22 protein-coding genes and 1 pseudogene are annotated in these 25,935 nt (G+C 74.0%); 4 read left to right on the plus strand and 19 right to left on the minus strand.

The annotated features are described in order from the left end of the window. Positions 1-48 precede the first annotated feature (48 nt). The 4 genes from ACWDVG_RS03530 to ACWDVG_RS03545 form a co-directional block, all read right to left on the minus strand. Complete coding sequence (locus ACWDVG_RS03530) at positions 49-1,023, minus strand: hypothetical protein (protein ID WP_451695767.1); 975 nt, start codon at positions 1,021-1,023, stop codon at positions 49-51. A 293-nt stretch (positions 1,024-1,316) separates the two neighbouring features. Further along, complete coding sequence (locus ACWDVG_RS03535; protein ID WP_451695768.1) at positions 1,317-2,384, minus strand: peptidase inhibitor family I36 protein; 1,068 nt, start codon at positions 2,382-2,384, stop codon at positions 1,317-1,319. Between the two features lie 81 nt (positions 2,385-2,465). Beyond that, positions 2,466-3,401, minus strand: a complete 936-nt coding sequence (locus ACWDVG_RS03540; RefSeq protein ID WP_451695770.1) for an alpha/beta fold hydrolase — start codon at positions 3,399-3,401, stop codon at positions 2,466-2,468. 504 nt (positions 3,402-3,905) lie between these two features. Continuing rightward, on the minus strand, positions 3,906-4,598 hold the full coding sequence (locus ACWDVG_RS03545) for a metal-dependent transcriptional regulator (RefSeq protein ID WP_451695772.1): 693 nt from the start codon (positions 4,596-4,598) through the stop codon (positions 3,906-3,908). Between the two features lie 149 nt (positions 4,599-4,747). On the opposite strand from ACWDVG_RS03545, the gene ACWDVG_RS03550 reads away from it, so the two are divergent. Then, the gene (locus ACWDVG_RS03550) at positions 4,748-5,503 is read left to right on the plus strand and encodes an SIS domain-containing protein (protein ID WP_451695774.1); all 756 of its coding nucleotides are present in this window, start codon (positions 4,748-4,750) and stop codon (positions 5,501-5,503) included. 36 nt (positions 5,504-5,539) lie between these two features. Here ACWDVG_RS03550 and ACWDVG_RS03555 read toward each other — a convergent pair whose 3' ends face one another. Together ACWDVG_RS03555 and pdxH are read right to left on the minus strand one after the other, a co-directional pair. Beyond that, entirely contained in the window at positions 5,540-6,871 is a 1,332-nt protein-coding gene (locus ACWDVG_RS03555) for a PAS domain-containing protein (RefSeq protein ID WP_451695776.1), read from the minus strand. A 449-nt stretch (positions 6,872-7,320) separates the two neighbouring features. After that, on the minus strand, positions 7,321-7,992 hold the full coding sequence (gene pdxH / locus ACWDVG_RS03560) for a pyridoxamine 5'-phosphate oxidase (RefSeq protein WP_451695777.1): 672 nt from the start codon (positions 7,990-7,992) through the stop codon (positions 7,321-7,323). Positions 7,993-8,187: 195 nt separating this feature from the next. Here pdxH and ACWDVG_RS03565 point away from each other — a divergent pair, with 195 nt between their 5' ends. Beyond that, positions 8,188-9,288 (plus strand): citrate synthase 2, encoded by a 1,101-nt coding sequence (locus ACWDVG_RS03565; protein WP_451695778.1) that lies wholly within the window; start codon positions 8,188-8,190, stop codon positions 9,286-9,288. Here the strand turns inward: ACWDVG_RS03565 and ACWDVG_RS03570 are convergent. Next, on the minus strand, positions 9,267-10,352 hold the full coding sequence (locus ACWDVG_RS03570) for an isopenicillin N synthase family dioxygenase (protein WP_451695780.1): 1,086 nt from the start codon (positions 10,350-10,352) through the stop codon (positions 9,267-9,269). The genes ACWDVG_RS03565 and ACWDVG_RS03570 overlap by 22 nt on opposite strands. A 366-nt stretch (positions 10,353-10,718) precedes the next feature. On the opposite strand from ACWDVG_RS03570, the gene ACWDVG_RS03575 reads away from it, so the two are divergent. Then, the gene (locus ACWDVG_RS03575; RefSeq protein WP_451695781.1) at positions 10,719-11,828 is read left to right on the plus strand and encodes a M4 family metallopeptidase; all 1,110 of its coding nucleotides are present in this window, start codon (positions 10,719-10,721) and stop codon (positions 11,826-11,828) included. A gap of 67 nt (positions 11,829-11,895) precedes the next feature. Here ACWDVG_RS03575 and ACWDVG_RS03580 read toward each other — a convergent pair whose 3' ends face one another. The 9 genes from ACWDVG_RS03580 to ACWDVG_RS03620 form a co-directional block, all read right to left on the minus strand. After that, positions 11,896-12,531 (minus strand): TetR/AcrR family transcriptional regulator, encoded by a 636-nt coding sequence (locus tag ACWDVG_RS03580; RefSeq protein WP_451695783.1) that lies wholly within the window; start codon positions 12,529-12,531, stop codon positions 11,896-11,898. Continuing rightward, positions 12,519-13,247 carry an enoyl-CoA hydratase family protein gene (locus tag ACWDVG_RS03585; RefSeq protein WP_451695785.1) on the minus strand — a complete coding sequence of 243 codons (729 nt, stop codon included), beginning with the start codon at positions 13,245-13,247 and terminating at the stop codon, positions 12,519-12,521. Before ACWDVG_RS03585 ends, ACWDVG_RS03580 begins: the two co-directional genes overlap by 13 nt. After that, positions 13,244-14,821 carry a 4-coumarate--CoA ligase family protein gene (locus ACWDVG_RS03590; RefSeq protein ID WP_451695787.1) on the minus strand — a complete coding sequence of 526 codons (1,578 nt, stop codon included), beginning with the start codon at positions 14,819-14,821 and terminating at the stop codon, positions 13,244-13,246. The genes ACWDVG_RS03585 and ACWDVG_RS03590 overlap by 4 nt, the downstream gene beginning before the upstream one ends. Positions 14,822-14,954: 133 nt before the next feature. Then, complete coding sequence (locus ACWDVG_RS03595; protein WP_451695789.1) at positions 14,955-15,572, minus strand: excalibur calcium-binding domain-containing protein; 618 nt, start codon at positions 15,570-15,572, stop codon at positions 14,955-14,957. Positions 15,573-15,702: 130 nt separating this feature from the next. Continuing rightward, positions 15,703-16,860 (minus strand): acyl-CoA dehydrogenase family protein, encoded by a 1,158-nt coding sequence (locus ACWDVG_RS03600; RefSeq protein ID WP_451695791.1) that lies wholly within the window; start codon positions 16,858-16,860, stop codon positions 15,703-15,705. Beyond that, the gene (locus tag ACWDVG_RS03605) at positions 16,857-18,788 is read right to left on the minus strand and encodes an acetyl/propionyl/methylcrotonyl-CoA carboxylase subunit alpha (RefSeq protein ID WP_451695793.1); all 1,932 of its coding nucleotides are present in this window, start codon (positions 18,786-18,788) and stop codon (positions 16,857-16,859) included. The genes ACWDVG_RS03600 and ACWDVG_RS03605 overlap by 4 nt, the downstream gene beginning before the upstream one ends. Before the next feature lie 8 nt (positions 18,789-18,796). Continuing rightward, positions 18,797-20,395 carry an acyl-CoA carboxylase subunit beta gene (locus ACWDVG_RS03610; RefSeq protein ID WP_451695794.1) on the minus strand — a complete coding sequence of 533 codons (1,599 nt, stop codon included), beginning with the start codon at positions 20,393-20,395 and terminating at the stop codon, positions 18,797-18,799. A 115-nt stretch (positions 20,396-20,510) separates the two neighbouring features. After that, a complete protein-coding gene (locus tag ACWDVG_RS03615; protein ID WP_451695795.1) occupies positions 20,511-22,229 on the minus strand; it encodes an acyclic terpene utilization AtuA family protein in 1,719 nt (572 codons plus the stop codon). A 3-nt stretch (positions 22,230-22,232) separates the two neighbouring features. Further along, positions 22,233-23,054, minus strand: coding sequence for a TIGR03084 family metal-binding protein (locus tag ACWDVG_RS03620; protein WP_451695797.1), 822 nt, complete (start codon positions 23,052-23,054; stop codon positions 22,233-22,235). A 182-nt stretch (positions 23,055-23,236) separates the two neighbouring features. Here ACWDVG_RS03620 and ACWDVG_RS03625 point away from each other — a divergent pair. Further along, positions 23,237-23,338 (plus strand): annotated as a pseudogene (locus tag ACWDVG_RS03625) (TetR family transcriptional regulator); the annotation flags it as partial. A 37-nt stretch (positions 23,339-23,375) separates the two neighbouring features. Here ACWDVG_RS03625 and ACWDVG_RS03630 read toward each other — a convergent pair. The 3 genes from ACWDVG_RS03630 to ACWDVG_RS03640 all read right to left on the minus strand — a co-directional run bounded on the left by ACWDVG_RS03630 (position 23,376) and on the right by ACWDVG_RS03640 (position 25,853). Beyond that, complete coding sequence (locus tag ACWDVG_RS03630) at positions 23,376-24,542, minus strand: amidinotransferase (protein WP_451695799.1); 1,167 nt, start codon at positions 24,540-24,542, stop codon at positions 23,376-23,378. Between the two features lie 81 nt (positions 24,543-24,623). Then, complete coding sequence (locus tag ACWDVG_RS03635; RefSeq protein ID WP_451695801.1) at positions 24,624-24,806, minus strand: DUF1272 domain-containing protein; 183 nt, start codon at positions 24,804-24,806, stop codon at positions 24,624-24,626. 162 nt (positions 24,807-24,968) lie between these two features. After that, on the minus strand, positions 24,969-25,853 hold the full coding sequence (locus ACWDVG_RS03640) for an EamA family transporter (protein ID WP_451696160.1): 885 nt from the start codon (positions 25,851-25,853) through the stop codon (positions 24,969-24,971). Positions 25,854-25,935 lie beyond the last annotated feature (82 nt).

The raw sequence follows: 25,935 nt of genomic DNA on the forward strand, positions 1-25,935 counted from the left end.
TCAGTTCTCCCTGTGAGCACCAGGCGCACCATGCGCCACCTGGTTGACTCACGACGGCGGGAAAGGTTGTACGACCTGGGGAAGTCCTTCCGGAAGTCCCAGCTGCGCGACCCGCTCGCGCCACGTGGGGCCGCCGGTCTTGGCGGGTTCCTGCCGCTGGAGGTGCGCGTGGGCCCTGCGGGCCTCCTCCATGCGGCAGGGACCGCAGTGGACCTCGTCGCCGACGGGCCGGAAGACGTGGTCGGGCCCCGGGCCCTGGCAGCTGACCAGGGGCTTGCGGGCGGGTGGCGCGGGCCGGTCGGGAACCGGCAGCTTCACGGTGAGGCGGTGCCGCAGGAAGCCGACCGCCGAGCGGACGCCGTTGCGGGGCAGGTACGCGGTCAGGGCGTGCCGCAGGTCGGCGGCGGAGACCCCGCGCCGCAGCCACTCCGCCGCCAGCCCGGCGAGCCCCCGGGCCTCCCGGACGCCGAGCAGCAGATCCCGGTTCTGGTGCCGGAGGCTGAGCAGCAGGGCCTCGGCCTCGACGACGTCGGGGTCGGCGGGGCCGGGGGCCTCCGGGACCTCCGGGGCGTCGGGGGCCGCGGGGTTCGGCCGGTCCGGCCCCGGGTCCGGCTCGGGTTCCGGTTCCGCCCCCGGGCCCGCCCCCGCCTCGACGCGCGGCGCCGGGTCTTCGGGGGGTGGGTGGGGGAAGTGTTGATCTCCGTCTTTGTCTTTCCGGTAATGACTCGCAGACTTCCGGGAGTCCCTGGAACCGGCCGTCGGGTTCTGCACAGTCGGTGACCCGGTGGGGACCGCGCCCGCCCGGAGGGCGTTCGCCTCGTCACGCGTGAGGGTGATGTTCGCGAAGAGCTGGTCGGTGGTCCACCGCCCGGTTTCCCGCTGCCACTTCCACTCGTGGAGGTAGCCGCAGGCGATCAGCAGTTCCTTCGCGCGGTGGTAGGCCCGGGGCTTCATCCCCAGGTCGGCGGCGTGTTCACCGAGGGGCTTGTCGACGGCGTCCTCGGGGAGACCCTGGACGTACATCACGAGAAGCTTGGCGTCACTGCTCAGACGGGGATGGCGCAGGAGGTTGTTCGATACCTGGGTGAAGGACCGAACGGGCGCGATAGCATGCCAAAGCATTTCTGGTGGAGCTCCAGTCCACTGGTAGTGAAGGCCCTCGGAACTGGTGTTGGCGCACCACCGGGGGCCGCTCCATTTTCACGGAGCGTGATGTTGAGCTCACCGTAGCGCACATTTCACCGTCTGATACAACAACTCTCCCTCTACGAACGGATCTTCGAGCGCCGACCGCGACCGCCCGTCCAACGGCCGGATCAGAACACGCCGTTGAGGTGGTACCAGTCGCCGTCCTCCGGTACGCCCGCGTACAGGCCGCCCGTACCGCGGCCCGGGTAGAGGACCAGGCAGCCGACGCCACGGCACGAGTCGGTCACGTAGTCGCTCGTGGTGACGGTGGCGAGGTCGTTGCGGCCGTCGGCCGACCAGTCCCCGACCGTGAGGAAGGAGTCCATGACGTTCCAGCCGCCGCTGCCGATCAGGACGCGTGCGCCGAGGTGGCCGGCCATGCCCGGGTAGAGCCAGAGCTTGCCCGTCGCCGCTTCGCGGGCGTACAGGTCGGCGCGGCCGTCGCCGTTCATGTCGCCCGGGGCGACGAGGGTGTTCATGGCGTTCCAGCCGCCGCTGCCGATCAGCTTGCGGCTGCCGACGGCGCCGGTGCCCGTGCCCGGGTAGAGCCACAGCTTCCCCGTGGCCGCCTCGCGGGCGACGACGTCCTCGCGGCCGTCGCGGCTGAAGTCGCCGTGCCGGGTGAGGCCGTTGTAGATGTTCCAGCCGCCCGTGCCGATGAGGCGGCTGGTGTTGTCGCCCGACAGGTACCAGAGACGGCCCGCCTCGTCCCGGACGAGGACGTCCGGCCTGCGGTCGGCGTTCATGTCGCCGAAACCGGCGGCCTTGGGGGCGACCGGGGCGGACCAGGCGGGGTGGGGCGGAAGGTGGCACTCGCGGCTGGTGGGAACGAACTTCACCGAGCTGACGGAGCCCTGCGAGTAGCCCCACTCGGTCCCGGCCGGGTCGGGCACCCACTGGTCGTAGCCGCCGTCGGGGTCGTGGTTCGGGGCGTCGTACAGGCAGACGTACTGCCGCGTGTGGTTGACGACCGACCTGAACGTGTTGTCCCAGGCGCCGAGCGTCGCCAGGTTCTCGTTCGTCTTGAACATGGTGCCGGTGCCGTCGTACGACTTCCAGGCGCAGAAGTAACCCGCCGGGCAGTCCTCGATCGCGGCCTGCGCGGGCACGGCGCCCGCGCCGAGCAGGCCGGCCGTGGTGAGGCCCAGCGCCGTGACCGCGATGGCCAAGCGCCGCAGCAGTGATGTGGTGCGCACGTTCCCTCCCTGAAGCGGCGCGGAGAAGGCCTCGACGCGCTGCGAGAGGGAACGTATCGCGCCACTCGCCCGGCGGGCGCGTCAGGGAGTGAGGACGCCGTTCAGGAAGGGGTCGACCGTGGCCGCCCAGGCCTCGGGGTGCTCGTAGTGGAGGAGGTGGCCCGCGTCGGGGATCTCCGCGTACGCGCCGTGGGGGAGCACCCGGACCATCTCCTGGGCCTCGGCGCGGCCGAGTTCGCCGTCCAGGCCGCGGACGACGAGGGTGGGGCAGCGGACCTGGGCGAGGGAGTCCCAGTGGGCGTCGTGGACCCAGGTCGCGCGGGAGGTCAGCATCTGGGCGGGGTCGAAGACCGGGCGCCAGCCGTCCGGGTGGGCGGCCATGACCTCGGCGAAGAAGGCGCCGCGGGCGGGGTTGGGGCGCTCCACCCAGGGGTCGTCCTCGCCGAACCAGCGGCGGACCGCGGCGAGGGTGGGGAAGGGGGCGGGCCAGCCGCGGAACCAGTCCTGCCAGGCGCGCTGGGAGGCGGCGCCGAGGGCGGAGGCGCGCATGTCGCAGATGACGAGGGCGCGGACGAGGTCGGGTCGCTCGGCGGCCAGCTGCCAGGCGGTGAGGGCGCCCATGGAGTGGCCGACGAGGGTGACGGGGCCGAGGCCGAGCTGCTCGACGGCGGCGGCCGCGTCCGCCACGTACGCCTCGCGCGTGAACGGGCCGGCGGGGGGCTTCTCGCTGGAGCCGTGGCCGCGCTGGTCGAGGGCGACGACCCGGTGGCGTCCGGTGAGGCGGCGGACGCCGGGGGCCCAGTGGGCGGCGTGGCCCATGAGGCCGTGGAGCAGTAAGACGCCGGGGGCGGGAGTGGCGGGGGTGGGCGTGGCGGTGACGCCGCTGGGCGTCGGCGCCGGGGCGTGCGGGGCCTCCCGGGTCGCCTGGCGGGCGATCCGCGGGGCGAGTCCGGGCGTGAAGTCCCAGGCCGCCAGGCGTACGCCGTCGGCCCCGGTGACGTCGAGTCGTCGCGCCATCCCTGGCACCCCCTCAGTTCCGTCCAACCCCGTCAGACTATCGAACTCGCATTCGAAAATTCTCTTCTGCCACCCAACACCCCTCGTTCGAGTGACAGGACTCAAGGATTGACGCCCGCCGCCGAGGGGAGATCTCCAACGGGAGGCGGACCGCTCGGGGAAAACGGTCCGCAGGGGACGACCTTGAGAGCTCGGGGCTCCAGGTCGACACAGGGGAGGACAGGCCCCGGCGCCTCAGGGCGCCGGGGCCCTCTGCTGCCCGGCCCCCCGCACCCCCCGGCGCGGGCGCCATGTGGCGTACGGCCTCCGTCGTTCGCACGGCCCCACCCCTCCCGCATCTCGCACCGCTCGTATCAGCGTGGCACGCCGACGGCGCGTGCGTGGCCATTCCGGCGTAAAACGGGGCGCACGGCGGCCCCCGGCCGTCCCGCGCCCCACTCACTCACGCACGTGAGGGGGCGCCCCGGCCGGGGCGCCCCCTCACGCACACACGACGTACGGACGTCAGCGCTTCGCCACGAACACGTGCGCCGCGATCTCCGCGTCCAGCTCGGCGGCCTCACCGCTGGAACCCACCAGGACACCGCCCGCGGACTCCGTCACCGAGACCACGGAACCCGGCTGCACACCCGCCCGCCGCAGCGTGTACATCAGCTGCGCGTCCGTCTGGATCGGCTCGCCGATCCGGCGCACGATCACCGTCTTGCCGTCACCGCTCGCGTCCAGGTCCGCCAGCGAGACCATCGAGTCGTCGAGGAAGGCCTCCGCCTCCGCCTTCTCGCCCAGCTCCTCCAGACCCGGGATCGGGTTGCCGTACGGCGACTCCGTCGGGTGGCGCAGGAGCTCCAGCACGCGGCGCTCCACCGCCTCGCTCATCACGTGCTCCCAGCGACACGCCTCCGCGTGCACCTGCTCCCACTCCAGGCCGATGACGTCCACGAGCAGACACTCCGCCAGCCGGTGCTTGCGCATCACGCGCGTGGCCAGACGCCGCCCCTCGTCCGTCAACTCCAGATGGCGGTCACTCGCCACCGCCACCAGACCGTCGCGCTCCATCCGCGCCACCGTCTGGCTCACCGTCGGGCCGCTCTGGTCGAGCCGCTCGGCGATCCGGGCACGCATCGGGACCACACCTTCCTCCTCCAGCTCCAGAATGGTGCGGAGGTACATCTCCGTGGTGTCGATCAGTCCGGACATACGTGCCCCTCGATAGGTCGTGCGCTGGCCCTCCACCAATTCTGACGCATCGCGGTGACAAGCGGGCCATGTCCGGCCACGCGGTATTGACAGAGCAATGGTCCAGACCGCACCGTGAGCGGCGACCTCGACGAGAAGGAGTCGCCGCCATGGACGAGAGCAAGCTGGCCGGACAGTTCTTCGACGCCGCCATCGGTCTGCTCCAGCAGGTTCGCGACGAGGACTCCGCCGAGATCGCCGCCGCCGGAACCGCCATCGCCGACGCCGTCGCCCACGGCAACCGCCTGTTCGCCTTCGGCGCCGGACACTCCTCCCTCGCCGCCCAGGACGTCGTCTACCGCGCCGGCGGCCTCGCCCTCATGAACCTGCTCGTCGTCCCCGGCGTCGTCGGCGTCGACGTCATGCCCGCCACCCTCGGCTCCGCCCTGGAGCGCGTCGACGGCCTCGCCGGAGCCGTCCTCGACTCCTCCCCCGCCACCGCAGGCGACGTCCTGATCATCGTCTCGCTCTCCGGACGCAACGCCCTCCCCGTCGAGATGGCCATGAACGCACGGGCGCTCGGCCTCACCGTCATCGGCGTCACGTCCGTGGCGTACGCGACGGAGACCAAGTCCCGGCACGCCTCCGGCACGTACCTCAAGGACCACTGCGACATCGTCCTCGACTCCCGGATCGCCGTCGGCGACGCAGAACTCACCCACGAGGGCATCGAGGCGCCCTTCGGCCCGGCGTCCACCGTCGTCACCAGCGCGCTCATGCAGGCGACCATGGCCGCCGCCGCCGAGGAGCTCGTACGCCGGGGCGTGGAGCCGCCGCTGCTGCGCTCCGGGAACGTCGACGGCGGCCACGAGTGGAACGGCCGCGTGATGACCGACTACGCGGACCGCATCTTCTACCGCCACTGACCCGCCCGCGGGCCGGACGGCGGAACCCCCGCGGGCTCAGACCCCGCCCGGCAGGTCCAGGAGCGGCACGTCCAGGAGCGGGGCCACTCGGGCCGCCGTCAGCTCGCCGTACTGCACGTCCTGGCGGTCGAACGGCGCCCGGCCCGCGGCCCGCAGGAACGTCAGCACGCCCAGCGTCCGCGCCCGCGAGCGCAGCACCACGCACAGCGCGTGCGCCACGCCCGCCGGCCACTGGTGCGCCTCCGCCCACACCTCCGCCGTACGGCCCGCGCTGGCCCGCACCGCACCCACCCGGTCCCACGCCTGGAGCGCCGGATGCGCCGGTCCGTACCGCAGCGGAATGCCCGCCACCGGAACCGCCGGGCCCGGCACCGTCGGCGGGCTCGTCAGGGCGCGCGACAGCCGCCGCTCCCCCGCCACGACGTCGACGATCGCGTGGTCCGCGAACCCCGGCAGGGCGAAGTCCAGGACCAGGCCCGCCGCCTCCCCCGGGTCCTCGCACTCGGCGATCGCCGCGGCCGACCGGTGCAGCTGGCTCCACCGGAACCGCATCCGGTCCGCGTCCCGCGCCGCGAGCCGCTCCTCGGTGACGTCCTGGAACACCCAGGCGACGCCCAGCGGCACCGGCTCCTCGGTGAGCGGCGAGGCCAGCCGCACGAAGCCGCTGTTCCAGCAGCGGCGCCGCTCGCCGGACGCCGTGCTGACCGTCACCCACACGTCGGCGGGCGCGGCCGGCGCGCCCTCCGCCAGCACGTGCTGGAGCGCGCCCTCCAGCTCCTCCAGGCCCTGCACGACGACGTCCCCGAGCGGCCGCCCCAGCAGGGCCGTACGGACCGTGCCGATGGCGCGGGCCGCGTGGCCGTTGACGACCGCGGGACGGAGGTCGGCGTCCACGAGGACGACGCTCCACGGGGCGTCGTCGAACAGCGCCTCGCTGAGCGCCACGGAACGCTCCAGGTCTATCTGGACGTGGACCTCGCTGAACGCGCAGTAGATCCCGGCCGGCTTCCCGTCGGCGCCGCGCACCCCGGCCGACTGGCTCCGCACGAGGACCCGCCCGCCGTCCTTGCGCAGCAGCGCCAGCTCGTGGACCTGGCGGCCCGGGGTCTTCATGGCCCGCATCAGCCGCCCGAGCGTCTCCTCGGCGTCGGCACTGCGCGCCGCCCACCCCTCGAACCCGCGCCGCCCGACGGCCTCCGCGGCCGTCCAGCCGAGGATCCGCTCGGCCTCGCGGTTCCAGTGCGTGATGGTCCCGTGGGCGTCGAGGGCGCAGAGCGCCGCGTCCATCCCGTCGAGCAACGCGGCCAGCAGATCGGCCCCGGCCCCCGGTACGTCGGTGTCGCTCGTGGCCCCCGTGAAGGCACTCATGCCGGCACTCCCCCCGGTACTCCCCCTGGTGCGGGCCATTCAACTGGAACGTGACCCAGAACACACCACCTTCGGCGAAATCCTTTCACGGCTCGCAGACCTCGAAGCCCTCGAAGCCCTCGGGGTCCGCCGCGGATGCGCCTCGAATAAATCACTTGAGCCCGGCGCGGAGCGTCCGTACCGTGAAGGCACACGCGAAAGGAGGTGATCCGGAAAAATGGTTTCTTTTCGGACTCGTGAGGTGACTGCGGGCTAAGGCCTGCCGTCGCACTCTGTGCACCTCGGCAGGCCTTCTGCCGAACACCAACGCAGTCACCCGACCCGTGAGTCGCCGGTAAGTCCGGCCGGCTCCTGTCCGAACCTAGGCGGACGGGACCACGACTCACGGGTCGTCTGCGTGTCGGGGGACGTACGAGCATGCCGGAGGACGTACGAGGACGGCGGGCCGCTCAGGGGGAGAGGCGCTCCACGCGCCAGGCCGGGGACGTCTCCGGGGCGGCGGGCTCGCGGACGTAGCGGAGGCGGTCGTGGAGACGGTTCTCGTGGCCCTGCCAGAACTCGACCGTGTCCGGGACGACGCGGAAGCCGCCCCACTCCGGGGGGACCGGGACCTGTTCGGTGGCCGGGTAGCGGGCGGCGAGGTCAGCGTAGCGGGTGAGGAGTTCCTCGCGGGAGGCGATCACCTCGGACTGGTGGCTGGCCCAGGCACCGAGCTGGGAGCCGTGCGGGCGGGTCCGGAAGTAGGCGACCGTCTCGTCGCGGCCCGTGCGGGTGGCACGGCCGGTGACGATGACCTGGCGGGCCAGCGGGTGCCAGGGGAAGAGCAGCGAGACGTGCGGGTTGGCGGCCAGTTCGGTGCCCTTGCGGGAGCCGTAGTTGGTGAAGAAGACGAATCCGGCGTCGTCGTAGTGCTTGAGCAGGACCGTGCGGGAGGACGGGCGGCCGTCGGGGGTCGCGGTGGAGACGACCATCGCGTTGGGTTCGTGGACGGCCGGGTTGGCGGCGGTCTCCTTGAACCAGCGGGTGAACTGTTCGATCGGTTCGGGCGCGAGGTCGGCCGCGGTCAGCTCCGTGGTGCGGTACTGCTCGCGCATGTCGGCGGGATCCAGAGCGTCGGTCACGGGTTCATCCTGCCGCAGCGCGCCAGTGTGCCCGGCACCGCGTGCCGCTAATCCTTCATCGCCGGATCGGCGCAGTGTGCCGGATGTCACGCTTCCCCGCATCATCGGAACCGTACAGACTCAACGGCTGGACGACTGTTGAATCCCCCCATCGACCGCACACGGTTGATCGATCATCGATAGAGGAGCCGCCTGATGTCCGACTTCGTACCCGGGCTCGAGGGAGTCGTCGCGTTCGAGACGGAGATCGCCGAACCCGACAAGGAGGGCGGCGCGCTCCGCTACCGCGGCGTCGACATCGAGGACCTGGTCGGTCACGTCTCGTTCGGCAACGTCTGGGGTCTGCTCGTCGACGGCGCCTTCAACCCGGGCCTGCCGCCGGCCGAGCCCTTCCCGATCCCCGTCCACTCCGGTGACATCCGCGTCGACGTGCAGTCCGCGCTCGCGATGCTCGCGCCCGTGTGGGGCCTCAAACCGCTGCTCGACATCTCGGCCGAGCAGGCGCGCGACGACCTCGCCCGGGCCGCCGTCATGGCGCTGTCGTACGTCGCCCAGTCGGCGCGCGGCCAGGGCCTGCCGATGGTGCCGCAGAGCGAGATCGACAAGGCGCAGTCCGTCGTCGAGCGGTTCATGATCCGCTGGCGCGGCGAGCCGGACCCGAAGCACGTCAAGGCCGTCGACGCGTACTGGACCTCGGCCGCCGAGCACGGCATGAACGCCTCGACGTTCACCGCGCGCGTGATCGCCTCGACCGGCGCGGACGTGGCGGCGGCGCTGAGCGGTGCCGTGGGCGCCATGTCCGGCCCGCTGCACGGCGGCGCGCCCTCCCGCGTGCTCGGCATGATCGAGGAGATCGAGCGGACGGGCGACGCGACGGCGTACGTGAAGCAGGCGCTCGACCGCGGCGAGCGGCTGATGGGCTTCGGCCACCGCGTCTACCGCGCCGAGGACCCGCGCGCCCGCGTCCTGCGGCGTACGGCCAAGGAGCTGGCCGCGCCGCGCTTCGAGGTCGCGGAGGCGCTGGAGAAGGCGGCTCTGGAGGAGCTGCACAACCGGCGTCCCGACCGGGTGCTGGCGACGAACGTCGAGTTCTGGGCGGCGATCGTCCTGGACTTCGCGGAGGTCCCGGCGCACATGTTCACGTCGATGTTCTCGTGCGCGCGGACGGCCGGCTGGTCGGCGCACATCCTGGAGCAGAAGCGCACCGGCCGCCTGGTCCGTCCCTCGGCCCGCTACACGGGTCCCGGCAAGCGGGACCCGCGCGAGATCGAGGGTTACGCCGACATCAGCGGCTGATCCTGCCGGAGCAGGAGGTCCGCGTGGTGGCGGGCCGTCGTCAGCGGGTGGGCGCGCAGTTTGCCCTTCAGCTCGTTGCGGCCGTACTCGGCGAACAGCGGGTTCGCCGGGTCGGCCGTGACGCCGGGCGCCCGGTCCGCGAACGGGAAGACGAGCGGGGAGATCCGGGCGTCGAGCCGCGGGTTGTAGAAGAACGGGACCGAGTACCGCTCGGTCGCGCCGGGCGGGGACACCACCCGGTGGTTGGTGGCGACGAGGTAGCCGTCGGTGGCGACTTCGAGGAGCTCGCCGAGGTTGACGACGAACGCGCCGGGCAGCGGCGGCACGTCGTGGAACCGGCCGTCCTCGCGCTGGACCTGGAGTCCGCCGACGTGGTCCTGGAGCAGCAGGGTCAGGAAGCCGTAGTCCTTGTGGGCGCCGACGCCCTGGTCGTCGCCCTCGCCGCTGCTGCCGGGGTAGCGCACCAGCTTGAGGTGCGGGTGGGCGCGGGGTCCGAAGATGTCGTCGTAGAAGTCCTCGCGGGCGCCGATGGAGGCGAGCAGTTCGTGGAGGAGGCGCTCGGCGACGCCGCTGAGCCGGTCGATCCAGTGCAGGGCGGCGGTGCGCAGCTCGGGGAGGGCCTCGGGCCACTGGTTGGGGCCTTCGAGCCACCAGTAGGGGGGCTCCCAGGGGGCGGGGACGTGAGCGGGGCGTTCGGCGCCGATGTCGAGCTGGTCGCGCCAGTCCCGGGCGCCGCCGGTGCGTTCGTCGCCGACGCGCGTGTAGCCGCGGAAGTGCGGCGACCTGGTGTTGTCGAGGGCGAGCCGGTCGGCCTCGGGGAGGGCGAAGAAGGCGCGCATGGCGGTGGTGAGGGCCTGCGTCTCGGCCTCGGTCACGCCGTGTCCGACGAGCTGGAAGAAGCCGACGTCGTGGGCGGCGGAGTGGAGCTGCGCGTGGAGGAGCCGGCGGGCGTCGGGGCCGCGGGTGGCGGCGGAGAGGTCGACGATCGGGAGCTGGGAGGAGTAGGAGCTGCCGGGCGTGGAGCCGCTGGTGGTGGAGCTGCTGGTGGTGGTGCTCTGCGTCATGGATGCGTCCGCGGGGTCTACGGGTGCCCGTGGCGGCCGCCGAGGGTGGGGCGGGGGCCAGGGTGCCGGTCGGCTGGTGCTCGGATGAGGGACCCGACGGGGCGTGGTGTGGTGCCCCGGGAGGTCAGGCGGAGCGGCGACAGCTCATGCTCGTGACGCGGACGAAGTCCACGTGGCGACGGCGTACGAGCGTTGGCATGCGACCAGCGTACTGCGGAGGGCGGGGTTCGACTGTGGCCCGGGTCACAGGGCGATGGGGGTTCGGGGGCCTGTTCAGGGTGGCGGGCGGTGCGCGAAGATCGCCGCCTTGCATGTCCCGCGCATGCCAATCGTCCCGTCGCGCCCGTTCCCCGCAGGAGGATGTCCATGACCCGCCGCCGCACGCTCCGCGGCCCGGTGGCCGCCACCGCAGTCGCCCTGGCCGCCGCCGCCCTGCTCCCCGCCCCGGGCGCCTCCGCCGCCACCCACGCGCCCGCGGGCGCCTCGGCCGGCTCCGTTTCCGTGACCGGCTCCCCCGCCTCGGCGACCGCCGCCGGCTCGCTGCCGCTGGGCCGCGTCTTCATGGTGAACCCCGTCCAGTCGACCGGTGACCAGAGCCTCGCCGACCACAAGGACGCGGCGAGCGACGTCCCCGCCTCCGCCTACGCCCTCGCGACCCTCCGCAACCTCGACGCGAGCGGCGGCCTCTCCGGCAGGTGGGTCACCGTGCGCTCCGAGACCGGCGCGCCCGCCAAGGTCGCCGACGCCGCCTCGTACGACCGCACGGACGACGAGTTCGAGCAGGTCATGGCGTACTTCTGGGTCAACGAGGCGCAGGAGTACCTCCAGGGCCTCGGCTTCGGCACCGAGCTGCGCGGCGCCAACGACCGCGTGCAGCCCGTGCGGCTCAACCAGTGGGGCGCCGACAACTCGTACTTCACCGACAAGAAGGCCGAGATCCGCTTCGGCAAGGGCGGGGTCGACGACGCCGAGGACGCCGAGGTCGTCCTGCACGAGTACGGCCACGCCGTGCACCACGCCCAGGTCCCCGGCTTCGGCACCACCGCGGAGTCCGGCGCGATCGGCGAGGCCTTCGGCGACTACCTCGCCATGGCCGTCGGCACCCACGCCGTCCAGAAGTACGGCTGGCCGATGAAGGCCGACCAGGCGTGCGTCGCCGACTGGGACGCCACCGGCTACAGCGCGGCCCCGCACTGCCTGCGCCGCCTCGACGGCACCAAGACGTACGCGGACCGCGAGGGCGAGGTCCACGCCGACGGCGAGATCTGGTCCCGCGCCCTCCTCGACATCCGTACGGCGCTCGGCGCCCGCACCGCCGACCGGATCATCGTCAACGCGCAGTTCGGCTTCGCTCCCGACACCAGCTTCGAGGCGGCGGCCCGGACGACGGTCGCGACGGCGGAGCGGATGTACGGGGCGGGGGCGGCCGCGGCCGTACGGGACGCCTTCCGGGCCCGCGAGATCCCGGGCGTCTGACGGGGCGGCGCCCGGGTGTCCGACGGGGCGGGCCCCCGGGCGTCCGGCCGCGCCGCAGCCCCGGGCCTCAGGCGCTCAGGGCCTCGTCCACCAGGCGGGCCCACTCGGACACCACCCGCTCCCTGCGGGTGGTGTCGTCGGTGAGGAGCGTGGCGAGGCCCAGGCCGCGGGCCATGTCCAGGAGGCCCTGCACGGTCTCGCGGACGCCCGGGCGGGACTCGTCCGCGCCCAGCAGTTCGACGGCGATCCGGTGGGACTCGCGGCCGACCCGCGCCTCCAGCTCCGCGACCCGGTCGCGGAGCTGGTCCTCGTTCGCGGCGGCCACCCACAGCTGGAGCGCCGCCCGGAAGAGCGGCCCGGTGTAGAGGGTGACGAGGGCGGCGACGACCTCGCGGCGGTCGTCGGACGGCAGGGCGCGCAGGGCCTGCGAGCGTTCCTCCGCGACGTACTCGACGGCCGCCGTGAAGAGGTCCTCCCGCGTCGGGAAGTGGTGCTGGGCCGCGCCCCGCGAGACACCGGCCCGCTCGGCGACCACGGCCACCGTGGACCCCGCCCAGCCGTACTCGGCGAGACAGGCCACGGCGGCCTCCAGGAGCCGCTGCCGCGTGGCCCGGCTCCGGTCCTGCTTGGGGTTCCGGTCCGGCTTGGGGCTCCGGTCCGAGCTGGGGTTCCGGTCCGGCTTGGGTGCGGTCACAGCCGCCATGCGGGGTCCCGTCGTTCGAGGAAGGCCGTCATCCCCTCGCGCGCCTCGGCGGAGGCGAACAGCGTCGCCGACCTCTGCACCAGGTCCTCCGCGTCGCGCTCGAAGGTCTCCAGGACTCTAGCGGTGACCAGGCGTTTCGCCTCGCGCAGCCCCTGCGGGGAGGCGGCCCGCAGCGCGTCGAGGACGGCGCCCAGCTCCTCCTCCCCAGCGGTGACCAGGCCCATGGCGAGGGCCTCGGGCACACCGAACCGCTCGCCCGTCAGGTAGTGGCGGGCGGCGGCGCGCGGCTCCAGCCGGGGCAGGAGGGTGAGCGAGACGACGGCGGGCGCGACCCCGATCCGTACCTCCGTGAGGGCGAAGTCCGCGCCCTCCCCCGCCACCACGATGTCCGCCGCGCCGAGCAGCCCGACGCCGCCGGCCCGGGTGTGGCTGCCGGCGGTGACGTGGGCGACGACCGGTTTCGGCAGCTCGACGATCTGCCGGAGCAGGTCGACGAAGGCGTACGGGCTGGGCGGCGCCTTCAGGTCGGCGCCCGCGCTGAACGTGCCGCCGGTGTGGGTGAGGACGACGGCCCGGACGGCCGGGTCCTTGCCGCAGGCGGTGAGCGCGTCGGCGAGTTCGGCGACGAGCGCGGCCGACAGGGCGTTGCGGGTGGCCGGGGAGTCGAGGGCGAGGGTGGTCACTCCCCGCTCCTCGGTGGTGCGTATCAGGTTCACGTGCGGTCCCTCAGCTCTCGACGGAGGATCTTCCCGGACGCTGCCCGCGGGACGGCGTCGACGAACTCGACGGCCCGCACCTTCTTGTACGGGGCGACGCGGGCGGCGACGTGGGCCATGACGTCCGCGGCGTCCAGGCCGGCCGCGGACGGCTGGCGGACCACGAAGGCCTTCGGCACCTCGGTGCCCTCGGCGTCGGTGACGCCGATGACGGCGGCGTCCGCGATGCCCTCGTGGGTGAGGAGGAGCGCCTCCAGCTCGGCGGGCGCGACCTGGAAGCCCTTGTACTTGATGAGTTCCTTCACGCGGTCGACGACGTGGAGCCAGCCGTCGGCGTCGACCCGGCCGATGTCGCCGGTGTGGACCCAGCCGTCGGCGTCGATCATGGCGGCGGTCGCGTCGGGGCGGCCGAGGTAGCCCTTCATGACCTGCGGGCCGCGGATGGCGACCTCGCCCTCCTCGCCCGGGGCGGCGTCCTTGGAGGGGTCGTCGAGGGAGAGGATGCGCATCTCCGTGGACGGCAGCAGCTTGCCGACGGTCCCGGGCGGCGGGTTCGCGGCGTCGAGCGGGGTGACGTGGGTTCCCGGGGACAGTTCGGTCATCCCGTACGCCTGCCGGACGGGCGGCAGGCCGAGCCGTGCCGAACATGCCTCGGCGAGGGAGGCGTCGAGGGGCGCGGCCGCGCTGACGATGTACTCCAGGGACGACAGGTCGTAGTCGGCGACGGCCGGGTGCTTGGCGAGCGCGAGGACGATCGGCGGGGCGACGTAGAGGGCGTTGATGCGGTGCTTCTCGATCGCGGCGAGGAAGGTGTCCAGCTCGAAGCGGGAGAGGACGACGACGGTGGCGCCCTGCCGGAGGGGCGCGTTCATCAGGGCCGTCAGGCCGTAGATGTGGAAGAAGGGCAGGACGGCGAGGATGCGGTCGCCCGGTCCCATCGGGATGAGCGGCTCCAGCTGGGCGAGGTTGGTGGCGATGGAGGCGTGGGTGAGCATCACGCCCTTGGGGACGCCCGTGGTGCCGGAGGAGTACGGGAGGGCGGCGACGTCCTCGTCGGGGTCGACGGCGGGCTCGGGCACGGGGCCGGTGGAGCCGAGGAACGCCTGGAGGGAGCGGACGCCCGCCCCCTCGGGCGTCTGGTCGCAGACGAACACCTCGACGACACCGCCGGCGAGTTCGGCGGCCGCGCGGGCCACGGGGAGCAGCGGTGACACGGTCACGATCCAGCGGGCGCCCGCGTCGCGGAGCTGCTTGGCGAACTCCTCGGCGGTGGCCAGCGGGTGCACGGTGGTGACGGCGGCCCCGGTGCGCGTCGCCGCGTAGAACGCGACGGGGAACAGCACGGTGTTGGGGCTGTGCAGGGCCACCACGTCCCCCTTCCGCACCCCCGCCTCGGCGAGCCCGGCGGCGACCCTCCGGTGGAAGGCGTCGACCTGGGCGTACGTGAGGGTGAGCTCCCCGGTTCCGTCGACGAGGGCGGGGGTGTCGCCGTACTCGGCGGCGCGGCCGAGTACGGCGTCGTGGATGGGAAGGGAGACGCTCGGGACGTCCGCGTACTCGCTGTGGAACACCATGCTTGCCCCCTGGGAGAGGTGGAAGGTGGTCGCCAGGATCGCTGCTGCCGGTGCGGCTTGGGGAGACCCTGTCAGCAAGCCGGAAAACAAGCAAGCACGCATGCATGGTTCGTGAGGGGGCGGTGGGCCTTCGTCAGCTCTCGCAGGCCACGCCGTCGCCGTCGCGGTCGAGGTGACTGCCGTAGCCCGGGTCGCCCGCGTGGATGGGGGCCGCTCCGGCCTCGCGTACGGCCGTGCAGTTGCGGTAGTAGACGCTCGACTCGTCGGCGGTTTCGGCCGGTTCGGCCGTCTCGGGCTGCTGTGTCGTGGGGCGCGGGGCCGGGGTGCGGGTGGGCTGACGCGTCGGCTCCGGCGCCCGGGTGGTCGCGGGCGCCTCGGTCGTCGGCGCGGCCGTCGGCTCGGGGGGCGTGGTGGTCGTCGGCACCGGGGCCGGCTCCGTCGTGGGCGTCGCGGAGGGGGGCTCGGTGGTGGGGGCGGGGGTCGTCGGCGGGGCGGTGGCGGTGGTCGCCGGCTTCGGGTCGGCCCCGCCGTCCTCCTTCGGCGGGTCGCTGACGACGAGCAGCAGGAACCAGAGCCCGGAGAGGACCGTCGCCACGATCTTCTTCGTCTGCGTCCACCGGCTCGTCCACGCCAGGGCTATGCCCGCCGGCGGGAGGAACACCAGCAGGCAGACGATCAGGACCGGATGCTGCCACCAGCGTCTCCGCAGGGGCGCGGGCGCGGGCTGGTAGGGGTGCTGCGACGGGTACACGGGCGTCTCTCCGGAGGGCAGTGAGCGGAGGTGCGAAGTGACGGGATCGTACACAGGATGTTCACATCCGGTACCGGTCCGTACGGAATCGACTCCGCACTGTGTCAGAAGCCCCGCCCGACCGGCCCGTTCAGTACGACTTGGGCAGCCCCAGGGTGTGGGCCGAGACGTAGTTCAGGATCATCTCGCGGCTGACCGGGGCGATCCGGGCCACGCGGGACGCCGTGATCAGGCGGGCGAGGCCGAACTCCTTGGTGAGGCCGTTGCCGCCGAGGGTGTGGACGGCCGTGTCGACGGCCCGGACGCACGCCTCGGCCGCCGCGTACTTCGCCATGTTCGCGGCCTCGCCCGCGCCGGCGTCGTCGCCCGCGTCGTACAGCCGGGCCGCCTTCTGCATCATCAGGCGGGCGAGTTCGAGCTCGATGTGCGCCTGCGCGAGCGGGTGCGCGACGGCCTGGTGGGCGCCGATCGGGGCCTTCCAGACCTGGCGCTCCTTCGCGTACGCCACGGCCCGGCCGAGGGCGAAGCGGCCCATGCCGATCGCGAACGCGGCCGTCATGATCCGCTCCGGGTTGAGCCCGGCGAAGAGCTGGAGCAGGCCCGCGTCCTCGTCGCCGACGAGCGCGTCGGCCGGCAGGTGGACGTCGTCGAAGGTCAGCTCGAACTGCTTCTCGTGGGCGTCGAGTTCCATATCGATGGCACGCCGGCCGAAGCCGGGCGTCTCGCGCGGCACGATGAAGAGGCAGGCCTTGAGGGAGCCGGTGCGGGCGTCGGAGGTGCGGCCCACGATCAGGGTGGCGTCCGCGATGTCGACGCCGGAGACGAAGACCTTGCGGCCGTTCAGGACCCAGCCGTCCTCGGTCCGGGTCGCGGTGGTGGTGATGCGGTGGGAGTTGGAGCCCGCGTCGGGCTCGGTGATGCCGAAGGCCATCGTCCGCGAGCCGTCCGCGAGCCCCGGGAGCCAGCTCCGCTTCTGCCCGTCGGTGCCGAAGCGGGCGATGACCGTGCCGCAGATGGCGGGCGAGACGACCATCATGAGCAGCGGCGCCCCGGCTGCGCCCGCCTCCTCCAGGACGATGGAGAGTTCGGCGATGCCGCCGCCCCCGCCGCCGTACTCCTCGGGCAGGTTCACGCCGAGGTAGCCGAGCTTCCCGGCCTCGGCCCACAGGGCCGCCCGGTCGAAGCCGGGGCCGTGGCGGTGGCCGAGGGCGGAGACGGCGGCGCGGAGGGCGGTGTGCTCGGCCGGTTCGACGGCGGCGCTCGGCGCGGGGCTCGGAGTCGTGCTCATGCTGTCGGGTCCTCCTGTGCTTCGGTCGAGACATCGGCCTGGACGTCGCTCTGGACGTCGCTCTGTACGACGGCGAGCAGGGCGCCGACCTCGACCTGGCGGCCGGGGGCGGCGTGGAGCGCGGTGAGCGTGCCGGAGGCGGGAGCGGTGACGCGGTGCTCCATCTTCATGGCCTCCAGCCAGAGGAGCGGCTGTCCGGCGGTGACCCGGGCGCCGACGGCGAGGCCGTCCGCGACGCGGACGACGGTGCCGGGCATGGGCGCGAGCAGGGAGCCGGGTTCCCGGTGGTCGGCGGGGTCGGTGAAGCGGGGGCGGGGGACGAGCCGGTGGGGGCCGACGTGGACGGTCCCCGGACCGTACGAGGCGACCGCGAAGTGCCGTACGACTCCGGCCACTTCGAGCCGTACCGCGTCGGGCGCCGCCGACACCACCCGGACGCCCGCCGGGCCCGTGACCTCGTACCCGCCGTCCCGGGTCGGGCGGTAGCGCACCTCGTGGTCGCCGCGCCCGCCGCCGTACGTCCGCGTCTCGTCCTGCGCGCGGAGGTTCCGCCAGCCGCCGCCGAAGCGGCCCGGGCGGGCGGCCGCCGCGGCGAGGGCGGCGGCCACGGCCGCGTACTCCTCGCCCTCCGGCCCCCGGGTGAGCGCGGGCAGGTGCCGGTCGTAGAAGCCGGTGTCGAGGCTCTCCGGCGCGGCGACGTCGGGGTGGCGGAGGGACGCCACGAGCAGGTCCCGGTTGGTGACGGGCCCGTGGATCGCGGCCCGCTCCAGGGTGTGGGCGAGCTTGCGGAGCGCCGCCTCGCGCGTCGGGGCGTGGACGATCACCTTGGCGAGCATCGGGTCGTAGTGGACGCCGACGGCGTCCCCGGAGGCGTACCCGGTGTCGAGGCGGACGCCGCCCTCGCGCGGCACGTCGAGGCGGTGCAGGGTCCCGGTCTGCGGGGCCCAGGCGTGCGCCGGGTCCTCGGCGTAGAGCCGCGCCTCGACGGCGTGGCCGCGCGGGGCGGGCGGCTCGGGCGGCAGGGGGCGGCCCTCGGCGACCGCGAGCTGGAGGGCGACGAGGTCGACGCCGTGGACCTCCTCGGTCACCGGGTGCTCGACCTGGAGGCGGGTGTTCATCTCCAGGAAGTGCGCGCGGCCGTCGGCGACGAGGAACTCGACGGTGCCCGCGCCGACGTACCCGACGGCCTTCGCCGCCCGGACCGCCGTGTCGAGGAGGGATGCTTCCAGGGCGGCGGGCAGGCCGGGCGCCGGGGCCTCCTCGATCACCTTCTGGTGGCGGCGCTGGAGCGAGCAGTCGCGGGTGCCGAGCGCCCACACGGTGCCGTGGATGTCGGCGAGGAGCTGCACCTCCACGTGCCGGCCGTTCTCCACGTACGGCTCGACGAACACCTCGCCGTCCCCGAAGGCGCTCGCCGCCTCCGCCGAAGCGGCCGCCAACTCGGCCTCCAAGCAGCCCAGTTCGCGTACGACGCGCATGCCGCGCCCGCCGCCGCCCGCCGCCGCCTTCACCAGGACGGGCAGGTCCGCCTCGGTGACGTCCGTGAGCGGCGGGATGCCGAGCAGCTCCTTCGCCCGCGTCTTGGAGGCCATCGCCTCGATCGCCTCCGGCGGCGGCCCGATCCACACCAGGCCCGCGTCGAGGACCGCCCGCGCGAAGCCCGCGTTCTCGGAGAGGAAGCCGTAGCCGGGGTGGACGGCGTCCGCGCCCGCCGCGAGCGCCGCCGCCACGACCAGATCGCCCCGGAGGTACGTCTCCGAGGGCGCGGCCCCCGGCAGCCGTACGGCCGCGTCGGCCTCCCGGACGTGCAGGGCACCGGCGTCCGCGTCGGAGTACACGGCGACGGTGGCGACGCCGAGTTCGCGGCAGGTGCGGAAGACCCGGCAGGCGATCTCGCCCCGGTTCGCCACGAGGACTGTCCTGATCACCTGAGGCCTCACATTCGGAAGACGCCGAAGCCGCCGCGCGCGCCCTCGACCGGTGCCGTGTGGATCGCGGAGAGGCACAGTCCGAGGACCGTGCGGGTGTCGCGGGGGTCGATGACCCCGTCGTCGTAGAGCCGCCCGGAGAGGAACATCGGCAGGGACTCGGACTCGATCTGCGCCTCGACCAGCGCGCGGAGCCCGGCGTCGGCCTCCTCGTCGTACGGCTGCCCCTTCGCGGCCGCCGACGCCCTGGCCACGATCGACAGGACGCCCGCGAGCTGCTGCGGGCCCATGACGGCGGACTTGGCGCTCGGCCAGGCGAAGAGGAAGCGGGGGTCGTAGGCGCGGCCGCACATGCCGTAGTGGCCCGCGCCGTACGAGGCGCCCAGCAGGACGGACAGGTGCGGGACCTTCGAGTTCGCCACCGCGTTGATCATCATGGCGCCGTGCTTGATGATGCCGCCCTGCTCGTACTCCTTGCCGACCATGTAGCCGGTGGTGTTGTGGAGGAAGACGAGCGGGATGTCGCGCTGGTTGGCGAGCTGGACGAACTGGGCGGCCTTCTGCGACTCGGCGGAGAAGAGGACGCCCTGCGCGTTGGCGAGGACGCCGACCGGATAACCGTGCAGCCGCGCCCATCCGGTCGTCAGGGACGTCCCGTAGAGGGGCTTGAACTCGTCGAACTCGGAGCCGTCGACGATCCGGGCGATGACCTCGCGCGGGTCGAAGGGGGTCTTGAGGTCGCCGGGGACGATGCCGAGGAGCTCCTCCGGGTCGTACGCCGGCGGGGCGGCGGGCGGCGGATCGGGGTGGGCCTTGCGGTGGTTGAGGCGGGCGACGATCCGGCGGGCCTGCCGGATCGCGTCGGCCTCGTCGAGGGCGTAGTGGTCGGCGAGGCCGCTGGTCCTGGCGTGCATATCGGCGCCGCCGAGGGACTCGTCGTCGCTCTCCTCGCCGGTCGCCATCCTCACGAGCGGCGGGCCGCCGAGGAAGACCTTCGACCGCTCCTTGATCATCACGGTGTGGTCGGACATCCCGGGGACGTAGGCGCCGCCGGCCGTGGAGTTGCCGAAGACGACGGCGACGGTGGGGATGCCGGCGGCCGAGAGCCGGGTGAGGTCGCGGAAGAGCGCGCCGCCCGGGATGAAGATCTCCTTCTGGGAGGGGAGGTCGGCGCCGCCGGACTCGACGAGCGAGACGACGGGCAGCCGGTTGGCGTACGCGATCTCGTTGGCGCGCAGCGCCTTCTTCAGCGTCCAGGGGTTGGAGGCACCGCCGCGCACGGTCGGGTCGTTGGCGGTGATCAGGCACTCGACGCCCTCGACGACCCCGATGCCGGTGACCAGGGAGGCCCCTACGGGGTAGTCGCTGCCCCAGGCGGCGAGCGGCGAGAGCTCCAGGAAGGGCGAGTCGGGGTCGAGGAGCAGTTCGACGCGCTCGCGGGCGAGGAGCTTGCCGCGTGCGCGGTGCCGGGCGGTGTACTTCTCGCCGCCGCCCGCGAGGGCCCCGGCGTGCGCGGCGTCGAGGGCGGCGAGCTTGTCGAGCATGGCGGCCCGGTGGGCGGCGTGGTCGGGCCCGCCGGTGTCGAGGGCGGAGGCGAGGACGGTCACGGTCGGGATCCCTCCGGGAGCGGGCACGGGGAGCCCTGCGGGAGCGGGGCCGGGACGGCGGAGGCGGTCACAGGGGGCCCTCCAGGGGCGGTCACGGGTGGCCTTCCGGGAGCAGTCACAGGGGGCCCTCCAACAGCGCGGCCGGGATGTCGAGGTGGCGGGAGCGCAGCCATTCGCCGAGCGCCTTCGCCTGGGGGTCGAAGCGGGCCTGGGAGGCGACGCCCTCGCCGAGGAGGCCGGCGACGGTGAAGTTGAGCGCCCGGAGGTTCGGCAGGACGTGCCGGGTGACGGTGACGGCCGGTGCGGCCGTCTCCGGCAGGAGGGCGCGGAAGCGGTCGACGGTGAGGGCGTGGACGAGCCAGCGCCACTGCGCGTCGGTGCGGACCCAGACGCCGACGTTGGCGTCGCCGCCCTTGTCGCCGCTGCGGGCCCCGGCGACGCGACCGAGAGGGGCGCGCCGGGTGGGCCCGTCCGGCGGCGGGGGCGGCAGCTCCGGTTCCGGTACGGGGGCGAGGGCGGTCGTCCGGGTCGGGGCGGGAACGGCGTGACGGGTGCCGTCGGGGAGCACGGCCGTGTGCGGCACCTCTCCGGCCGGTACGGACGTGGTGGTGAACACCCCGTAGGGGGCGCCCCTGCCCGGCGGGGCGGTCACGTGGAAGCCCGGGTAGCTCGCGAGGGCCAGCTCGATCGCGGCCCCCGTCAGGGTGCGGCCGACCTTCTCGGGGTCGGGGTCGCGGACGACGAGCCGGAGCAGGGCGCTCGCTGTCTCCTCGGTGGCGGCGTCCTCGCGGTCGGTGCGGGCGAGTTCCCAGCGGACCTCGGCGGGCGGGGCCTCGGCCAGGGCGTCGCCGATCTGCTCCCGGACCAGGGCGGCCTTGGCCTCGATGTCGAGGCCGGTGAGGACGAAGACGACCTCGTTGCGGAAGCCGCCGAGGCGGCAGCGGCCGACCTTGAGGGTGGGCGGCGGGGCCTCGCCCCGCACCCCGTCGATCCTGACTCGGTCAGGGCCCTCCTGGCGGAGCCGTACGGAGTCGAGGCGGGCGGTCACGTCGGGTCCGGCGTAGCGGGCGCCCTGCGTCTCGTAGAGGAGCTGGGCGGTGACCGTGCCGAGGTCGACGACCCCGCCGGTCCCGGGGTGCTTGGTGATGACGGCCGAGCCGTCGGCGTGCAGCTCGGCGACGGGGAAGCCGGGGCGCCGCACGTCGTGGCCGGTGAAGAAGGCGTAGTTGCCGCCGGTGGCCTGGGTGCCGCACTCCAGGACGTGTCCGGCGACGACCGCGCCCGCGAGGCTGTCGTACGCGTCGGGGGCCCAGCCGAAGTGCCACTGTGCCGGTCCGGTGACGAGGGCGGCGTCCGTGACGCGGCCGGTGACGACGACATCGGCCCCGGCGGCCAGGCAGGCCGCGATCCCGGCGCCGCCCAGATAGGCGTTGGCCGTCACCTCGCCGTCGTGGGGCGGTAGTCGGTCACCCTCGACGTGGGCGACGCGGGTCGGCAGGCCGAGCTTGTCCACGAGGGCCCGCAGGGCGTCGGCGAGGCCGGCGGGGTTCAGGCCGCCCGCGTTGGCGACGATCCGCACGCCCCGGTCGTGGGCGAGCCCGAGGCCCTCCTCCATCTGGCGCAGGAAGGTCTTCGCGTATCCGGCGGCCGGGTCCTTCAGCTGGTCGCGGCCGAGGATGAGCATGGTCAGTTCGGCGAGGTAGTCGCCGGTCAGGACGTCGATCCGGCCGCTGCCGCCGCCGCTGTCGCCGCCGCCGGTCAGCATCTCGCGGACCGCACTGAAGCGGTCGCCGTAGAAACCGGACGCGTTGCCGATGCGGAGCACGTCGGGCACGGCCTAGACCTCCTCGGGTGCGCGGCCGGGGCCGGCGGGGGTCCCCCTGGGGGCGCGGCCGGGGCCGGCCGGGCCCGCGAAGGCCTGGGCGATGGTGAGCCAGTGCTCGGCGTCCGCGCCCTCCGCGACCAGGGCGGTGTCGGCGCGGTGGACGCGCTGTGCGGCGAGCAGGCAGAAGTCGAGGGCCGGGCCGGTGATCCGCTGGGCGGCGCCCTCGGGGCCGTACGTCCAGGACTCCCCGCCGGGGCCGGTGAGTTCGAGGCGGAACGGTTCGGCGGGCGGCTGCTCACCCCGCACCAGGTAGGCGTAGTCGCGGGCGCGGTGACCGATCCAGGCGACGTGCCGCAGCCGGGCCGTCGGCGTCCGGACGACCCCGAGGGCGTCGGCGACGTCCTGGCCGTGCGCCCAGGTCTCCATGAGCCGGGCGGTGGCCATGGCCGGGGCGCTCATCGGCGGCCCGTACCAGGGGAACCGGGCCCCGGGCGGCACGGCGAGCAGGGCCTCCCGGAGGCGGTCGCGGCCCGCCCGCCAGTGGGCGAGGAGCGCGGCGGGCGGGAGCTTCGCGCCCTCCTCTGCACCCTCCTCGACGAACCGCTCGGGCGCGGCGAGCGCCTTCGCGGTCTCGGCGGCGAAGGCCTCGGCGTCGGTGGCGGCGAGCAGGGCGGCGGCGTCCGTCCAGGCGAGGTGCGCGATCTGGTGGGCGATGCTCCAGCGGGGCGCGGGAGTGGGCAGGGCCCACTGCTGCTCGCTCAACCCGGCGACGAGGGCGTCGAGTTCCTCGCTCTCGGCACGCAGGTCGTCGAGGACGACGACGGGGTCCGACACGGTGCGCTCCCCTCGGGGGACGGGCGGGTCACGGTCGTGCGTGAGGAGCATGGCAGCCCCGAAAGAAACAATCAAGCATGCATGCTTTGATTTGCGAAGCGGTCGACGTCCGCGCGCGCCGCACGGGACCGGCGCGGGCGGGGGCGGTGCGGGCGGTACCGGCGCGGGCGGCTCAGACGAGGGCGGCCCTGCACGGCCTCGCCACCCTGACCCGGGCGCGGCGGCTCCCGCCGGAGGACACCGGGCGCAGGGTGGAGCCGCTGGTGGACCGGCTCGCCGTGATGTGCCCCCCCCCGGGCGTGCGAGGCGTCGGGCGTCGCGTCAGGTGTACGACTGGAGCGTGCCGCGGCGGCGGACGTCGAGCGTCGCGCAGTGGAACGAGCCGCCGAACGGCGCGTAGTGCATCAGGTCGCACGGGATCGGCTCGAAGCCCCAGCGCTCAAGGGCCCGGAGCATGCCGGTGTGGTGCCGCTCCGCGATCACCCGCTTCTCGTCGACCATCAGCACGTTCAGGCTCAGCCAGGCGCCGCAGATCGAGGTCAGCCGGAGCATCCGCTCACCGACCGGGTCGGGTTCGGGCGCGACCAGGACGTCCCAGGACCGCAGCGCCTCCGGCAGCCGGTCCGGGTCGACGTACTCGGGGTTGACCAGCACCTTCCCCGGCGCGAGCGGCAGCAGCGTGGTGTCGATGTGCATGGGAGTGGGGCACCGGCTCTCCACCTCGTGGATGCGGTAGTCCGGGCCGAGATGGCGGCGCAGCCACTCGATGCCCATGCCGTTGGTGACGTTGCTGCGGGTGACGAACAGGTCCCGGCCGGCCCGGACGAAGTCCGCCGCGTCGAAGACCGGCTCGAACTCGGTGACGATGCGGCGGACCGGCTCGCCGTGCCGGGGGATGCGGTAGTCCGCGTCGTACAACTCGTCCGACAGCTGCGGTTTCGGCGCCGCCGTCCAGCGCGCCCCGCGCCGGAAGTAGTCCTTCAGCACCGTGCGGTACGCCTCGGTCTCGAAGTAGCGGCACGGCCACGCCATCGGCGTCTCGATGATCTCGTCGCCGACGACGAGCAGGCTGTCGCGCGGGCAGCTGTTGCAGAACCCGCGGGACGACCAGCCGGGCGTACGGAACCGGCGGCGGTGGTCGAAGGGATCCGGCCGCCGCACCGTCACGCCCAGGGACTCCAGGAGCGTGACGAGCCCCTCGATCTCCTGCCGCGCGGGCTCGACCAGCACGCGCGGGTACCGGCGCCCGGCGACCCGGCGCTGCAGCCGGGCGGCCCACGGGGGGATGGCGCAGGTCACGACCGGATGCCCGGAGGGGATGGTCGCCCCTTCGAGCCGCCCGACGAGGACCTCCTCCAGGGGGTCCCACTCGTTGTGGGAACTGACCGGTGGGGTGGCGTCCGGGGCGGGGGGCGGGGCCGGCGTTGGGGCCGGGGCCGTGTCGATGCCTGCGCCTGCGCCTGTGCCTGTGCCGGTCACCGGATTCATGGTGGACGCTCCTCCCCGGCGGACGTGCGGCGCGCGGGTCCGCCGTGCGCGGCGGCTGCCCGCCGCGCACGGCGCCAAACGTCAGGCGGTGGCGCGGCGGGGCCGGGCGACGAGCTCGCCGCCGCAGTTGGGGCAGACGTCGGCCATCGTGTCGGCGCAGGGGACGCAGAAGGTGCACTCGTAGGAGCAGATGCGGGCGGGGGCGGAGGGTGGGAGGGCCGCCGTCTCGCAGCGCTCGCAGCGGTCTCGCATCTCCAGGGCCATGTCGGGTCCTCCTCGTCGTGTCGTCGCCTGCCGACCCATGATCGCCGCGGCCCTGTCCCCGTAAAACAGTCCCCGGGCCATTCCCCACCCCGTTCGGGCCACACGCGGCGCGGGCCCGCGCCCGCCGGAACCGGCGCCGAGGGCCCAGGCGCAGGCCAGGGCTCAGGGGCCGGTGGTGCGGACTGCGCCCATGGTGGCGGCGATGACCAGGGCTGTCGCCACCGCGTCGGTGAGCGCCAGCACCTGGCCGAGGACCAGGAAACCCGCGGTCGCCGCGATCGCCGGCTCCAGGCTCATGAGGATGGCGAAGGTCGGCGCCGGCATCCGGCGCAGGGCGAGGAGCTCCAGGGTGTACGGCAGGACGGACGACATCAGGGCGACGGCGAGGCCGAGGCCGATCGTCGACGGCACGAGGAGCTTGTCGCCCGCCTCCGCGAGGCCGAACGGCAGGGTGAGCACGGCGCCGAAGGCCATGGCGAGCGCGAGCCCGTCGGCCTGCGGGAAGCGCCGTCCCGTACGGGCGCTGAACACGATGTACGCGGCCCACATCGCGCCCGCCGCCAGCGCGAACCCCGCCCCTGCCGGGTCGAGCCGGTCGAAGCCACCGCCGCTGAGGAGCACGACGCCCCCGAGGGCGAGCGCCGCCCAGAGGAGGTTGACGAGCCGGCGGGAGGCGACGACGGAGAGGACCAGCGGGCCGAGCACCTCCAGGGTGACGGCGGCGCCCAGCGGTATCCGGTCGGCGGCCTGGTAGAAGAGCACGTTCATCGCGGCCATGGCGGCGCCGAAGACGAGGACCGTGCCCCAGTCGGCGCGGCCGTACCCGCGGACCTTGGGGCGGCAGACGAGCAGCAGCACGGCCGCGGCGAGCACGAGCCGCAGCGTGACGACCCCGAGCGCGCCGGCCCTCGGCATGAGGAGGACGGCGACGGCGGAGCCGAACTGCACGGAGAGCCCGCCCGCGACGACGAGCGCGACGGGCCCGGCGGGCCCGAAGCCGCGGCCCGCTCCCCTTCGGCCCTCGCCGGCGGGGGCCGCCGGAGCCACGAGGTCCTTGACCGGGCTGCTGACCGGGCTGGGGGTTTCCACCGGCTCCTCCCTTCACATCATGCGGCTGGTTCACTGAACT

The sequence above is a fragment of the Streptomyces sp. NPDC003327 genome, assembly GCF_053589515.1.